13 protein-coding genes and 1 riboswitch are annotated in these 13,916 nt (G+C 49.7%); of the genes, 2 read left to right on the top strand and 11 right to left on the bottom strand.

The window, feature by feature from the left end; all coding sequences use genetic code 11:
* Window positions 1–249: 249 nt before the first annotated feature.
* Together metK and murA are read right to left on the bottom strand one after the other, a co-directional pair.
* Window positions 250–1,437 (bottom strand): methionine adenosyltransferase, encoded by a 1,188-nt coding sequence (metK, locus tag ACESZP_RS07615; protein WP_178039431.1) that lies wholly within the window; start codon window positions 1,435–1,437, stop codon window positions 250–252.
* A gap of 96 nt (window positions 1,438–1,533) precedes the next feature.
* A riboswitch (SAM riboswitch) is annotated at window positions 1,534–1,635 on the bottom strand.
* Between the two features lie 62 nt (window positions 1,636–1,697).
* Window positions 1,698–2,990 (bottom strand): UDP-N-acetylglucosamine 1-carboxyvinyltransferase, encoded by a 1,293-nt coding sequence (gene murA / locus ACESZP_RS07610; RefSeq protein ID WP_178039430.1) that lies wholly within the window; start codon window positions 2,988–2,990, stop codon window positions 1,698–1,700.
* A 258-nt stretch (window positions 2,991–3,248) separates the two neighbouring features.
* On the opposite strand from murA, the gene ACESZP_RS07605 reads away from it, so the two are divergent.
* Window positions 3,249–4,058 (top strand): Cof-type HAD-IIB family hydrolase, encoded by an 810-nt coding sequence (locus ACESZP_RS07605; RefSeq protein WP_499708602.1) that lies wholly within the window; start codon window positions 3,249–3,251, stop codon window positions 4,056–4,058.
* 69 nt (window positions 4,059–4,127) lie between these two features.
* On the opposite strand, the gene ACESZP_RS07600 is transcribed toward ACESZP_RS07605, so the two are convergent.
* From ACESZP_RS07600 to ACESZP_RS07580, 5 genes are all read right to left on the bottom strand, one after another.
* The gene (locus tag ACESZP_RS07600; protein ID WP_349165236.1) at window positions 4,128–4,532 is read right to left on the bottom strand and encodes a hypothetical protein; all 405 of its coding nucleotides are present in this window, start codon (window positions 4,530–4,532) and stop codon (window positions 4,128–4,130) included.
* A gap of 54 nt (window positions 4,533–4,586) precedes the next feature.
* On the bottom strand, window positions 4,587–5,291 hold the full coding sequence (locus ACESZP_RS07595) for an N-acetylmannosamine-6-phosphate 2-epimerase (RefSeq protein ID WP_499708600.1): 705 nt from the start codon (window positions 5,289–5,291) through the stop codon (window positions 4,587–4,589).
* The gene (locus ACESZP_RS07590) at window positions 5,291–6,871 is read right to left on the bottom strand and encodes a PTS system mannose/fructose/sorbose family transporter subunit IID (RefSeq protein WP_349165234.1); all 1,581 of its coding nucleotides are present in this window, start codon (window positions 6,869–6,871) and stop codon (window positions 5,291–5,293) included. Before ACESZP_RS07590 ends, ACESZP_RS07595 begins: the two co-directional genes overlap by 1 nt.
* A 25-nt stretch (window positions 6,872–6,896) precedes the next feature.
* Entirely contained in the window at window positions 6,897–7,361 is a 465-nt protein-coding gene (locus tag ACESZP_RS07585) for a PTS sugar transporter subunit IIB (protein ID WP_440321001.1), read from the bottom strand.
* Between the two features lie 115 nt (window positions 7,362–7,476).
* Window positions 7,477–8,319, bottom strand: coding sequence for a MurR/RpiR family transcriptional regulator (locus tag ACESZP_RS07580; protein ID WP_499708597.1), 843 nt, complete (start codon window positions 8,317–8,319; stop codon window positions 7,477–7,479).
* Between the two features lie 145 nt (window positions 8,320–8,464).
* On the opposite strand from ACESZP_RS07580, the gene murQ reads away from it, so the two are divergent.
* Window positions 8,465–9,358, top strand: coding sequence for an N-acetylmuramic acid 6-phosphate etherase (gene murQ, locus ACESZP_RS07575; RefSeq protein ID WP_499708595.1), 894 nt, complete (start codon window positions 8,465–8,467; stop codon window positions 9,356–9,358).
* 134 nt (window positions 9,359–9,492) lie between these two features.
* On the opposite strand, the gene ACESZP_RS07570 is transcribed toward murQ, so the two are convergent.
* The 4 genes from ACESZP_RS07570 to atpG form a co-directional block, all read right to left on the bottom strand.
* Entirely contained in the window at window positions 9,493–11,016 is a 1,524-nt protein-coding gene (locus ACESZP_RS07570; RefSeq protein WP_499708593.1) for a DUF8451 domain-containing protein, read from the bottom strand.
* A 153-nt stretch (window positions 11,017–11,169) separates the two neighbouring features.
* On the bottom strand, window positions 11,170–11,571 hold the full coding sequence (gene atpC / locus ACESZP_RS07565; protein WP_499708591.1) for an ATP synthase F1 subunit epsilon: 402 nt from the start codon (window positions 11,569–11,571) through the stop codon (window positions 11,170–11,172).
* Between the two features lie 12 nt (window positions 11,572–11,583).
* The gene (atpD, locus tag ACESZP_RS07560) at window positions 11,584–12,978 is read right to left on the bottom strand and encodes a F0F1 ATP synthase subunit beta (protein WP_349165228.1); all 1,395 of its coding nucleotides are present in this window, start codon (window positions 12,976–12,978) and stop codon (window positions 11,584–11,586) included.
* A gap of 62 nt (window positions 12,979–13,040) precedes the next feature.
* The gene (gene atpG / locus ACESZP_RS07555; RefSeq protein WP_499708589.1) at window positions 13,041–13,898 is read right to left on the bottom strand and encodes an ATP synthase F1 subunit gamma; all 858 of its coding nucleotides are present in this window, start codon (window positions 13,896–13,898) and stop codon (window positions 13,041–13,043) included.
* Window positions 13,899–13,916 lie beyond the last annotated feature (18 nt).

The following is a 13,916-nucleotide window of genomic DNA, read 5'->3' as shown; positions in this document are numbered from 1 at the left end:
CACTTTCTATATAAATCTAAAAAATTGATAAACTTTCTTAAAAACTTTTTATAGTATAATACTTCTTAGGTATTGTTGCAATACCTTGCGGATGAAAATCTACGATTTTTTACAAAAAGTTGTATGTTTCACCATATTTCGGCGCAAGCACGGACTTTATACTCGTCGCTCGTGCAAAAAAAGAAAGCCGCGGCAGATAACGCACTCTGCTACGGCTTTCTTAGTATTTAACGGTTACCTTGAAGGGCTTTACAGATACTTCTTCAGCTCTTCTGCCTTGTCTGTCTTCTCCCAGGGCAGATCCAGGTCTGTACGGCCAAAGTGACCATAAGCTGCTGTCTGCTTGTAAATCGGTCTGCGCAGATCCAGCATACGGATGATGCCTGCCGGACGCAGGTCGAAATTCTCACGGATAAGCTCTACCAGCTTGGTATCGGACAGCTTGCCGGTTCCAAAGGTATCCACGTTGATAGAAGTCGGTCTTGCCACACCGATAGCATAGGACAGCTGAATCTCGCACTTGTCAGCCAGGCCTGCAGCCACGATATTCTTTGCCACGTAACGTGCTGCGTACGCTGCGGAACGGTCTACCTTGGTGCAGTCCTTGCCGGAGAAGGCTCCACCGCCGTGACGCGCCATTCCGCCGTAGGTGTCCACGATAATCTTACGACCGGTCAGTCCGCTGTCGCCGTGGGGTCCGCCGATAACAAAACGTCCTGTCGGGTTAATATAAAACTTGGTATTCTCATCTACCATCTCTGCCGGAAGGATCGGATCCAGAACGTATTTCTTGACATCCTCGTGAATCTGCTCCTGTGTCACATCCTCGCTGTGCTGGGTAGAGATAACAACAGCGTCCAGACGCGCCGGCTTGCCGTTCTCATCGTACTCTACGGTCACCTGGGACTTTCCGTCCGGACGAAGGTAGGTCAGGGTGCCGTCCTTACGAACCCTGGTGAGCTGCCTGGTCAGCTTGTGTGCCAGGGAAATCGGATAGGGCATCAGCTCCGGAGTCTCATTGACTGCGTAGCCAAACATCATACCCTGGTCGCCGGCGCCGATGGCTTCGATTTCATCCTCGCTCATCAGGTGCTCCTTTGCTTCCAGCGCCTTGTTTACGCCCATGGCGATGTCGGCGGACTGCTCGTCAATGGCTGTAATAACCGCGCAGTTGTCGGCGTCAAAGCCGTATTTTCCACGGTCATAGCCGATCTCGCGCACGGTATCGCGAACGATTTTCTGAATATCTACATAGCCCTTGGTGGTAATCTCGCCCATAACGAGTACCAGGCCGGTAGTGGTAGCGGTTTCGCAGGCTACGCGGCTCATGGGATCCTGCTCCAGCAGGGCGTCAAGAATAGCGTCGGAAATCTGGTCACAAATTTTGTCCGGATGGCCTTCGGTTACGGATTCTGAGGTAAATAATAATTTTTCCATGGTCTCTTCCTTTCTTCTTTTTGACTTGTGTATAGAAACAAAAGTTAAGGCCCGCTTCATATCAAGCGGACCTGTTTATATCACGATAACCAAATCCTCTTATTGTTCGATTCAACTCGCTCAGGTTGGCACCTTCCGCTGACGCGGGGTTGCCGTGACTTCACAGATCCTTTGTATCTCCATCACTCTGAATAAGAGAAAATTTACAATATTCAATTTGCTTATCACGTGCTATACATTACACTACTCCGGGTGTTTTGTCAACCCACTCTGAGGCGAAATTTCTGAAGCGCGCGCTCATCTTCCACTTTCTCAATCTCAGCGCCCAGAGAACGGAGCTTTTCATCAAATCTCTCATAGCCGCGCTCAATGAAATGGATGTCGTCTACGATGGTGATACCGTCCGCTGCCAGACCCGCGATAACCAATGCCGCTCCCGCACGGAGATCCGGACTGGATACCTGCGCACCGGTGTAGCGCTCCACGCCCTCGATAATGGCGGTGTTACTCTCCACCTTGATATTCGCGCCCATACGCGCCAGCTCATCCACATATTTGAAACGATTCTCGAAAATGCTCTCGGTCACAATACTGCTGCCCTTGGCCAGCGCCAGGGTTGCGGTAATCTGAGGCTGCATATCCGTCGGGAATCCCGGGTAAGGCAGTGTCTTAACATTGGTGCTGCGAAGTCCCTTGGAGCATACCACGCGGACTGCGTCGTCCAACTCCTCAATCTCACAGCCAATTTCCAGAAGCTTGGAAGTGGTGGCCTCCAGATGCTTCGGGATCACATTCTTGACCGTCACATCACCTCGGGTCGCCGCCGCCGCAAACATGAAGGTTCCTGCTTCAATCTGATCCGGGATAATCGAATACTCCGTGCTGTGAAGCTTCTCAACACCCTTAATTCGAATCACATCCGTACCTGCGCCCTTGATGTTGGCACCCATGCTGTTCAGGAAGTTCGCCACGTCTACCACATGGGGCTCCTTAGCCGCATTTTCCAGAACGGTATTGCCCTCCGCCATAGATGCTGCCATCATGATATTGATAGTCGCTCCTACAGAAACCACATCCAGATAGATATGGCTGCCGCGCAGATGCTCTGCCTCGGCCATGATGGATCCGTACTCAATCTTCACGTCAGCGCCCATAGCCCGGAAGCCCTTCAGATGCTGATCGATAGGTCTGCTGCCGATATTGCAGCCGCCCGGAAGGGGAACCTCAGCCTTCTTATACTTACCAAGCAAAGCGCCCAGCAGATAATAAGAAGCCCGAATCTTCTTAATATATTCATAGTCAACACTGTAATCCCCGATGCGGGATCCGTTGATTTTTACCGTATGACGATCGAGGCGGTCTACCTGTGCGCCGATCTGCTGCATAGCTTTCAGGAGTACATTGATATCCCGTACATCCGGAAGATTCTCTATCAAAACTGTCTCATCTGTCATAATTGCTGCCGCAAGAATTGCAAGGGCCGCGTTCTTCGCGCCGCCGATCTCTACCTCGCCGACAAGGGGGTTGCCACCTTTAATCACATACTGATCCATAATAACTCCCGTTTCTCTGCTTTCTGTTCTCTGAATTTATTATCTATGTTTTATATCATTTCCAAAAATGTCTATTTTAGTCTTAGTTTAGTATACCACAAACTTTCTATTTGTAAATACCGTATATTTCACGAAAAATGCCCATTTTCAGGAGAAAACTCTGCATTACTTACACGATTTTGTTTTTCGCTTCTTCCCTTATTTTCGCAAATACGCTATAATATTCTTTGTATTGCTATGGATTTTGAGGAGATTACTATGAAGCCTGTATTTTTTATTGATTATGATAACACAATCTTCAGTCATCAGACCGCTTCCATTCCGGAAAGCGCTGTTGCCGCTCTGAAAATGCTTCAAGAAAAGGGCTGCCCTGTGGCAATTGCCAGTGGACGCTCCCTGCGGACTTCCCAGCTGCCGGAAGAGTTACGGGAACACTTTACACCAGACTGTTTTGTCAGCTCCAACGGTGCGATTGTGGAGATCGAAGGAAAGCTGGTCTGGGAAAAATATTTCGATCCGGAGCTTCAGAAACGGATTCTGGATTATGTGCTGGAAAAGCAGTACTGCCTGACCTGCGGCTACAACAATATCTGGTACACCTCCAATATCGACCGCTTTATGAAAAATATTTCTCCGGCACGGAAAGCCATGGCCCCCCGGCACGGGAAGGATTTTCTGGAGCTGTATGAGAAAAGGGTTCCTTCCTTCTTCCTTGCGGACTCCAGAGAAGCTATCGACGACCTGCAGGCGCATTTTCCGGAAGTAAAGCTGCTCTACATGGGCGACAATCTGGGCGGAGCCGATATCATTCCCCGGGAAAACGGCAAAATAATTGGTGCCAAACGGGTGCTTGACCATTATCACACGGATCTTTCAAATGCGGTGGCCATCGGCGACAGCATGAACGACATCGAGCTTATCCGGGCCGCCGGCTTCGGCATCGCCATGGGAAATGCCATGACAACGGTGCAGGCTATTGCAGATTATGTAACCGCCGATATTGATCAGGATGGACTGGCTCAGGCTATTAACCGGGCACTTACACATTTTGCTGACCAATTTGCCTGAACTGTCTTTTCAGAAAAAGAAAAGGATTCGTACTTTGCCTGAATAACACAAAGCACGAATCCTCTTTTTTTAATAAATTCCGCCGCACCGCCGATCCCGTCTGCGGCATCTCCGGCTGTACATCTCATTCAACAGCATCACCGTCACGAAATCCTCCAGCCAGTTCCGCCCGTTGACCTCCTGCATCATCAAATCATCCTGATACGCGCTCTTATCCAACCGCTCGTAAATGCTGCGGCTTACGCGCCGGATCATCAGCTGATCCGGATATTCGTCAAACATGAAGCTGCCCTCGTACTCCTGCATATCGCAGGCCTTCTCTACCAACGGCTGAATACGTCTTGCAAGCATTGGATACAGCTCCCGAAAGCGTCTCTGATCGCGCGTTTTTTCATCTTCCCACGGCAGAAAAGGGTAAAACGGATATGCCTGATACATTCCGAAACCGGATTGCAGTTCGTCGTCATATTTCATGGGGATATCCTTTTTGTAGTAGTATATGCGCGCGGCAGGGTTTCGACACCGGGCTCAGTCTTCCGCCTCGCGGATAGCCTCCACATAGCGCTCCGTAATGATTTCCGGCCTGGTAATGGAGGTTCCCACCACGACTGCATGCGCTCCTGCTTTCAGGGCTTCCACCGCCTCCTGTTCACAGCGGATCTTACCCTCCGCAATAATGGGAATATCCGTAATTGCGTGAATCTGGCGAATCAGATCCAGATTCACGGCTTTCACCTCCTGGCTTTCCCGGGTATACCCCGACAGAGTGGTGGAAATCAGATCAAACCCCATGGGAATGATACGTTCTGCCTCTTCCAGTGTTGAAATTTCTCCCATAACCAACGCATCCGGATAATGCTCGCGAATCTGTCTCAGAATTTCTTCCAGTGTTTCGCCGCCCGGCCGTCTCCGGGGCGTCGCGTCCAGCGCGATAATTTCCGCTCCCGTTTCCAGAATATCCGCCGCGCTCTGATAAGTTGGCGTTATGTAGACTTCATATTCATCGCTGAACTGTTTGTTGATACCGATAATCGGCAAATGTACTTTTTCCCTGATACGGGTGATATTATCTACACCCGTGGCACGGATTCCTGCTGCTCCTCCCTGCTCGGCGGCCGCCGCGAAGGCGGCCATAATATCGGCGCCATACATGGGCCAGCCGACCCGTGCCTGACAGGATACAATCAGCTTTCCTTTGATTTTCTCTAAAACATCTTTTCCTCTTTGATTCATCAGAAGAGACCTACCGCCTTTCCGGCAATGCCAAGTACAAAGCTTGCGATAATACAGATATACATTCCCTTTTTATTCTTTACCATAATCCGATAATATCCAAGCACCAGCAGAAGCGGGAGCAGGCTCGGCATCAGGGAATTGATAATATCCTGAAGGATAATCTCTTTCTCACCGATATTCCATACGCAGGCAATATTCAGCTTTACAAAACCCACAATCATGGCTCCGACCACCATCATGCCTACGATCGTCGCGCCCTCCACAAACTTGTCGATGATTTCGCTGCTCTTCATCTTTACCACAAGGTTGGTTCCCCATGCATAGCCGTATTTGATAAACAGCCATCTGGAGCATACGTTTAAGAGCACATTGGGCACGATAAAGATAACCGGCCCCATGGGATTGCCATCCAGAGCCAGCGCCGCGCCGATAGCCGCGAAGATGGTCATAAAGGTGGCCTTGAACACCGAATCTCCGATACTGGAAAGCGGTCCCATCAGGGCTGCCTTCGCGGAAGAAATCGCCTCTGCGGAAATGGGTCTTCCCGACGCGCGCTGTTCCTCCAGTGCCAGTGTCACGCCCAGAACCGCATTTCCGGTATAGGGATGGCAGTTGAAGAACTCATTATGTCTCTGCAGTGCCTCTTTAAAATCATCCTGATTCGGATAAAATACCTTCAATGCCGGAATCATGGCATAGCAAAAACCAAGAGAGCAGTAACGCTCATAGTTAATCGTAGTCATGGAGAAGAAGGAACGCCAGAATACTTTTTTCAGCACCTTTTTGTCCAACTGACCCTCTGTGGCTCCGGATTCTTCCTCATCCTCATCGTCAAAACCGTCATCCGCATCCTTTTTCCGCATGGCATTCATAGCGCAGACCATAGCCAGGGCAATGATGGAAATCGCCAGTACATTCAGTCCCAGATAAATAGAAAATACAAAGCCCAGCGCGAAGAACGACCAGTATTTTTTGAAATTCATCATCTTCAACAGCATTGCCATTCCCACTGCTGGAAGAATGCCGGAGGCAATCTTCAGTCCGTCAGTCAGAACCGGCGGCATGGCCGCTACCACATTATTGACAAAATCGCTTCCGAACTGAATCGCAAGGAATGTGGGAATAAAAAATACGAAGAAAAATACCACCAGACCGGAAAGCTGCATTTTTTCAACCTTCCTGTAATCTCCGGCCTGTACGTATTTATCCGCGCCGTGAATCAGAATAATATTCAGGTTCCATGCCAGCATAATCAAAAGCTGGGCCAGCAGTCCAATCGGCAACGCCAGCGCAATTCCCACTTCCGCGTTTCCACCATTCAAAATAGCAAATACGGTGGAAAGAATACCCGCGATCTGCGCATTGGGCGGTACGCTTCCACCCACCGGAATTACGCCCATATACATCAGCTCTACGCTTCCACCCACCAGAAGACCCGTCTGCACATCCCCCAGCAAAAGTCCGATGAGCGGTCCCGCAAAAATCGGACGGGAAATCATCCAGTAGCCATATCCATAATTCTCAAGTATCAGAAACGCAATAAATATACTTAAAATCAATACCTGTATCGTACTCATATCTACACCTTCTCCTTCCAGTCTCTCACATCAGCTTCATCAGGTCTTCTTCCGTATCCGTAGGGGTAGTACGATTTTCAAGCGCCACGCCATAGCTGTTCAGTTTTCTGAAAATCTCCTCCATCTCCGGATCCACATAGACAGTTTTTGACAACTGTCGTCTTCCCTCCTTAAAATACAGTCCTCCTACATTGATTTTTTCCAGCTTTACCCCCTTTTCATAAATATGAAGAAGCGTTCCCGGATGCTTTACAACCACAAAAATTTTCTTTTTCGCGTACTTGTTCAGCAGCTCCACCGCTTTATCCTCATCGCAGACGAAGCATTTTACCCCCGCCGGACACGCCATCTGCAAAAGGCTGATCTGAAATTTATCTTTCGAAATTTCATTATCAATTACCATGATTGCGTCGCTTTTATATACCACAGACCAGGCATAGCCCACCTGACCGTGTATCAGGCGTTCATCGATTCTTGCAATGGTAATCATTTTTTCTGCCCCCTTTCTGATTTCAACATAGCAAACACGAAATTATGTGTCAATATTCTGTGTTTATGTTGAAACTTTATTTCAGTTTAAGAAAGAAATTTACGCTGTCATCTGTTTATTTGACCTGATCAATTCTTGTTTTCTGAATTTTTTGTATAATTTCGTCATAATCCAGAGAACAATAGATGGCATACAGCAGATCGATCACATAAAGCTGAGCCGTTCTGGAGGCCATGGCCCCGCTTCGAAATACTGTTTCCTTGGCCGTCACAAAGAGATTATGATCCGCAATCCGGTTCAGGGAATTCTCTCCGGAAGAGGTCACCGCCACCACCGGCGTCCCGTTTTTCTGCAAAATTCCCGCTATCTGAAGCATTTCCTTTGTTTCTCCCGAATAGGAAATGATGATTCCCAGATGGGAGGCGTCCGAATTAACCGCCTGCACATACTGCCGGTCATAATGCTGGTGTACGATGACATTTTTGCCGATTCTCATAAATTTGAACTGTCCGTCCACAGCTACCAGACTGGAAGCGCCAATCCCGTAGAAATCTATGATATTGGCGTCTTTCATAAGTCTGGCCACCCGAAGCAGCGTTTCTTCGTTGACCAGTACCCGCGTTTCTTCTATCGTTTTAATGGAGATGTTTGTGATTTTATCAATGATAGCCCCCGGGGAATCGTCCTTTTCAATGGTGGTCGTATCCAGCAGATTCAGCTTGATATTCTGGAAATATTTTGTTTCCTCCGCCAGCAGTACCTTCAACCTGGAAAAGCCTTTAATATCCAGCTTTTTGCACAGACGTACGATGGTGGCCGGTGAAGTGAAGGATTCTCTGGCCAGATCATACACCGTGTATTCCAGCACCCGTTTGGGATACCGCAAAATATATTCCCGCACCTGATTTTCTGCCTCCGATAGATTTCTCTGATCCCGCAGCTTAATTAAAACACTCATATTTTTCCCTCTCTTCCTGCTTTTCTTTTCTGTAGTATGGCATATCTTTTTCAAAATGTGAAATTAAATTTTATTCTTTTTGAAAATGATTGTATTTATGTTTCACATTTTCTATAATTTTCTTATCAGAAGGGAGGGACTTTCTATGAATTTAAAAAACCTGGAAACAGAACAGAGAAATCCGAGAACTATGCATATAGATTCCATGAGCACCCTGGATATGGTGCGTACCGTCAATCAGGAGGATGCCACCGTAACTCAGGCCGTGGAAACGGCGCTGCCGGATATCGCGCGACTCATTGACGGAATCTGCGAGCGGCTCCAGAACGGCGGTTCCCTGTACTACATCGGCGCAGGCACCTCCGGCCGGCTGGGAGTACTGGACGCTTCGGAATGTCCGCCCACCTACGGAGTCTCGCCCCTGTTGGTTCAGGGCATTATCGCCGGCGGAGATTCCGCGCTCCGCGATTCCAGTGAAAGCGCCGAGGACAGTCCCAAAAACGGAAAGCAGGATCTACTTTCGCACGGCTTTACCTCCCGCGACGCACTGGTGGGACTGGCTGCCAGCGGACGCACGCCCTATGTCATCGGAGCGTTGGACTATGCCCGCTCCATCGGCGCACTGACAGGCTCCGTCGCCTGTGTTTCCCATGCCGCTATTTCCTCCCATGCGGAGATCCCCATAGAGGCGGTCACCGGCCCAGAAGTAATCACCGGATCCACACGGATGAAGGCCGGAACCGCCCAGAAGCTGATCCTCAATATGATCTCCACCTGCACCATGATCAAGCTGGGAAAGGTCTACCAGAATCTGATGGTTGATGTGCGTCCCAGTAATGAAAAGCTGGTGGAACGCTCCCTTGGCATTCTGCAGGAATGTACCGGCTGCGACCGCGAAAAAGCCGCAGAGCTTCTGCGCGCTTCGGATTATCACGTAAAAACAGCCATTCTCATGGCCCTCGCCGCTCTCAACGCGGAACAGGCACGAGAAAAGCTGACCCAGGCAGACGGGCGGCTGGCCACGGCCCTGAAAAGCTGAAGGATTTTACCTGCCTATCACCCTTTCCAATAAATTTAAGAAGACGGCACCTCTTAACTGCCGTCTTCTTAAATGTCAATTTTCTTAGAGACCCTTAGAGACCCTTAGAGACCCTTAGAGACCCTTAGAGACCCTTAGGATTTTATCCGATATCTGGTCATAGGTCCAGAACCAATTCGTTCGATTCTGTTCTTTTCCCGTAACTTCTCCATCAATTTCCTGGCTGCGGATTTTGTTTTATAACCACACAGCTCTGTGGCCTGTCCCATACTGATTTCACCATGCTGCTGAAGATAAGACAATATCTGTTCTTCTTTTGACATTGCATTATATTTTATCGCATCTTCTTTTATCCGCGAAGTCACTTCCGCGCTTTCCAGTTCATATCCTTTTCCCCGCAGATCTGCAGCTCCCGGTATGTACACCACTTGCCCGACTTCCAGCTTTACAATCACCCGATCCGGACTGTATTCTGTAATAAATTCCGGCTTCTTCCAGTTCTGTTCCCGCCAGGCTGTCATAATCTTATCGATACCACTTCCGGCCCGTTCGCCCACATTTACTCGACTGAACATCTTTAATACAAGCGGATTTCTCGGATCACTATTTCCTCCCGCAAAGAAATCCTCCCGCGAAACGCGAAGCGTTCCCGGATTTGCGATTGTAATTTTCTTTCGATTTTTTACGATTACAATGCCTCTCCTGCCCTGATAATCCGCATGCGCCAGCGCATTGGCCACAGCCTCTGCCAATGCTTCGTGTACATCTACTTCATCTACACGCGCCCCATTTCTCCGATTTACAAAAGGTACTGCCACATCATCATCAATCCGGTTAATTACTTTATAATAAAAATCATATAGATTACCGCTCCAGTCACCATCATCAGAAGTCGTTCGATACAGCCAGCGTACCTTCTCATTCTCTGTCTCTTCACGATAGTCAAGAAAATAATTTGAGAAAACATCCTGTATGTATTCCGCTTCTCCAAACATCAGCAGCCCCGCAACCGTCGGGGAAAGATTCCCTTCCTTATTTTTTCCCACAGCTTTCAGTTTCATCAGGAACTCATCTGTCTGCAGCTTATTCCAGGGATGATTTTCATGCAGACCTTTGAAACGAATCCGATACCCCTTTATCGTATCCACATTCAGGGCATCCAATGTCATTTTCTCCAAAATTTCTGAATCAACAGAAACTTCTCTCTGATCCGCAAACATGGCTCGGATTTCTTCCTCCGCGCACAGATAGTCACCCTCGTAATTTCTCCGATAGGTTCCCTTCATCGGATCCGGGCCGATATAAACCGGCTTATCATGCCGATCTGCTTCCGGTACTTCTATCTGTAAAAGTTTCTTGCTTTCGACCTCCACAACCGCCACATGATGATTCAGCAAAATATTTTTTGAAACCTTGTTTCTGTCATTTACTACACTCCAGAAATCCTTCTGGTACTTCACCAGTTGACGCTCCGTCAATCCATTTACCTCAAAGGAATCCCTGTGTTCCCGCACGCCAAGCAGAATAACACCGCCCTCTGTGTTGGCAAATGAAGAGTAGGTCTCCCAGATGCTGACTGGCAGCCCGTTCTCTGCCAGCTTACATTCCCTCTTATAATTTTCTTCCAGATGAAGTGTCTCTAAAAAACGTTGTTTCATATTGTCCCCCGCATGCCATACTTCTTTTCTCCAGTATAGCCCACTTCTTATTTTCTCCGCAACTGCTTTTCCAACACAAAAACCGGATCCCCGTGTACCTGTTGCATACAGGCCACCGAAAATCCGGTTTTCTCTTTCGTAATCTATATTCGATTATCCTTTTACATCCAGACGGAGCAACGCACGCTTCAGACGCGCTTCTGCCATGCGATAGTCGCGCTCATCCATGCTCTTGTCCTCCAGCAGCTTCTCGGCGCGCGCTTTGGCTTTCGCCGCACGCTCCTCGTCGATATCCTCTTTCCACTCCCAGGTGGTAGCCATAACACGGCAGGTGCCGTTCATCATGGTCAGCATGCCGCCGATGCAGGCCGCTTCACGGACCGTTCCGTCCTGCAGTACCACATGAGCGTGTCCCATACCAAGGGCAGTGCAGAAATTACTGTGTCCGGCCAGGATCGCCAGGTCACCTGTGATGGTTCTGCATACGACCCGCTCTGCCTCTCCTTCGAAAAGCAGTCCGTCCGGCGTTCCGATTCGTAACGGAAAAGTCTTCATAGACATCCCCCTTTACTGATTCTTCGCTCTCTCAAATACCTCGTCGATGGTTCCTGCCATCAGGAAGCAGCTCTCCGGTATCTGATCGCACTCGCCGTCCAGAATCATACGGAATCCGCGCAGAGTCTCCTTCAGCGGAACATAGCTTCCCGGCATACCGGTAAACTGCTCTGCCACAGAGAAGCTCTGAGACAGGAAACGCTGAACCTTACGGGCACGGTTTACTGTCTGCTTATCCTCCTCAGACAGCTCGTCCATACCCATGATGGCGATGATATCCTGCAGCTCCTTATAACGCTGCAGCACCTGCTGTACCGCACGGGCTACCTCGTAGTGCTCATGGCCTACGATCTCCGGAGAAAGGATACGGCTGGTGGAATCCAGCGGGTCTACGGCCGGATAGATACCCTGGGCACTGATCTCACGGGAAAGTACCGTGGTAGCGTCCAGATGGGTAAAGGTAGTAGCAGGAGCCGGGTCAGTCAGGTCATCTGCCGGTACGTATACAGCCTGTACGGAAGTGATGGATCCCTTTCTGGTGGATGTGATACGCTCCTGCAGAGCACCCATCTCGGTAGCCAGGGTAGGCTGATAACCTACTGCGGACGGCATACGTCCAAGCAGTGCGGATACCTCCGAACCTGCCTGTGTGAAACGGAAAATATTATCAATGAACAGAAGCACGTCCTGATTTTTCACATCGCGGAAGTACTCTGCCATGGTCAGTCCGGAAAGTCCGACACGCATACGGGCTCCGGGGGGCTCGTTCATCTGACCATAGACCAGGGCGGTCTTGTCAATAACGCCGCTTTCCTTCATTTCGTTATAAAGGTCGTTACCCTCACGAGTACGCTCCCCTACGCCGGTGAATACGGAAATACCGCCGTGTGCTGTCGCTACGTTGTGGATCAGCTCCATGATCAGGACGGTCTTACCTACTCCCGCACCGCCGAACAGACCGATTTTACCACCCTTTGCATAGGGGCAAATCAGGTCTACGACCTTGATACCGGTCTCCAGAATCTCGGTCGCCGGTACCTGCTCCTCGTAAGCCGGAGCCTGACGGTGGATGGACCAGTGCTCCTTCGCCTCCGGAGCCGGCTGATTGTCTACCGGGTCGCCCAGAAGGTTGAATACACGGCCGAGGCACTCCTCGCCTACCGGAACCTCGATGGGCTTTCCGGTATCCAGGGCCTTTGCTCCTCTGACGAGACCGTCAGTGGAGTTCATGGCGATACAGCGGACCGTATTGTCGCCGATCTGCTGTGCCACCTCAACGGTCAGCTTCGTACCGTTGTTATCGATTTCAATGGCGTTCAGCAGCGCAGGCAGCTCGTCGTGAGCAAACCGGATGTCCAGTACGGGGCCGGTGATCTGCACTACCTCACCAATGTGTTTTTCACTCATTCCTGAATCTCCTTATATATGATGATTCCTTGTCCGAGCTGCAGGCTTTCACCCGCATCTCATCAGATGCCTTCCGCACCTCCAACAATCTCTGTGATTTCCTGCGTTATGCTGGCCTGACGGGCTCTGTTATAAAACAGGTTCAGGTTCTCGATCATCTCTTCCGCGTTGCCGGTCGCCGCCTCCATGGCCATTCTCCGGGCCGCCAGCTCACTGGCCTGAGCCTCGCAGACGCCGCCGTAAATAAGACCTGCCAGGTACTCCGGCACGATGGCGTCAAAGACCTCCTCCGCGCTGGGTTCATAAAGAATCAGGTTCCGTACCGGCTCCTTCTTCTCTTCCGTTCTGGCCAGCTCTGACAGCGGCAGCATGGAAATGACATCCGGCTGCTGTGACAGCATGGACACAAACTTCGTGTAACAGAGTTCAATATGACCGAATCCCTTCTCTTTGAATTCCTTGCAGAGCATATTGGCCATCTCGAAGCAGTTGGCTACTGAGACGTCCTCGATCTCCGCATACTTCTCAGTGATGCAGGGAATTCCCTTTCTCCGGAAATGCTCTACCGCCTTCTTGCCGATGGGCAGCACTACACAATCCCTGTCTTCCATGGCCGTTTCCACGGTCTTGAACATGTTGGAATTGTAGCCGCCTGCCAGTCCGCGGTCACCCGCCATGACAACATAGCAGTATTTTTCAGAAGCTGCTTTCTTCACATACACGGATGTAAAATCCGTATTGCCATCTGCGATATCCTGCAGGGTCTCATGAAGCTCCCGGAAATAAGGACGGCAGATTTCTGCTCGTTCCTTTGCTTTACGCAGTTTGGAGGATGCTACAAGTTCCATCGCCTTGGTGATCTGCATGGTGCTCTGCACGCTTCGGATACGCAGCTTCACCGCTTTCATATTTGCAGCCATATGCTTCCTCCTCTATCA

This window comes from Candidatus Dorea massiliensis AP6, from assembly GCF_964245105.1.
Lineage (GTDB): Bacteria > Bacillota > Clostridia > Lachnospirales > Lachnospiraceae > Laedolimicola > Laedolimicola intestinihominis.
Note: the sequence above shows the minus strand (reverse complement) of the source record. Positions and strands in the feature narration are given on the sequence as shown.

Bases quoted from the DNA above. Each gene is read 5' to 3' on its own strand.
- murA (WP_178039430.1), bottom strand. From the start codon at position 2,990: ATGGATCAGTATGTGATTAAAGGTGGCAACCCCCTTGTCGGCGAGGTA.
- ACESZP_RS07590 (WP_349165234.1), bottom strand. From the start codon at position 6,871: ATGAGTACGATACAGGTATTGATTTTAAGTATATTTATTGCGTTTCTG.
- ACESZP_RS07570 (WP_499708593.1), bottom strand. From the start codon at position 11,016: ATGAAACAACGTTTTTTAGAGACACTTCATCTGGAAGAAAATTATAAG.
- atpC (WP_499708591.1), bottom strand. From the start codon at position 11,571: ATGAAGACTTTTCCGTTACGAATCGGAACGCCGGACGGACTGCTTTTC.
- ACESZP_RS07585 (WP_440321001.1), bottom strand. From the start codon at position 7,361: ATGATTACCATTGCAAGAATCGATGAACGCCTGATACACGGTCAGGTG.
- ACESZP_RS07605 (WP_499708602.1), top strand. From the start codon at position 3,249: ATGAAGCCTGTATTTTTTATTGATTATGATAACACAATCTTCAGTCAT.
- ACESZP_RS07600 (WP_349165236.1), bottom strand. From the start codon at position 4,532: ATGAAATATGACGACGAACTGCAATCCGGTTTCGGAATGTATCAGGCA.
- murQ (WP_499708595.1), top strand. From the start codon at position 8,465: ATGAATTTAAAAAACCTGGAAACAGAACAGAGAAATCCGAGAACTATG.
- metK (WP_178039431.1), bottom strand. From the start codon at position 1,437: ATGGAAAAATTATTATTTACCTCAGAATCCGTAACCGAAGGCCATCCG.
- atpD (WP_349165228.1), bottom strand. From the start codon at position 12,978: ATGAGTGAAAAACACATTGGTGAGGTAGTGCAGATCACCGGCCCCGTA.
- ACESZP_RS07595 (WP_499708600.1), bottom strand. From the start codon at position 5,291: ATGAATCAAAGAGGAAAAGATGTTTTAGAGAAAATCAAAGGAAAGCTG.
- atpG (WP_499708589.1), bottom strand. From the start codon at position 13,898: ATGGCTGCAAATATGAAAGCGGTGAAGCTGCGTATCCGAAGCGTGCAG.
- ACESZP_RS07580 (WP_499708597.1), bottom strand. From the start codon at position 8,319: ATGAGTGTTTTAATTAAGCTGCGGGATCAGAGAAATCTATCGGAGGCA.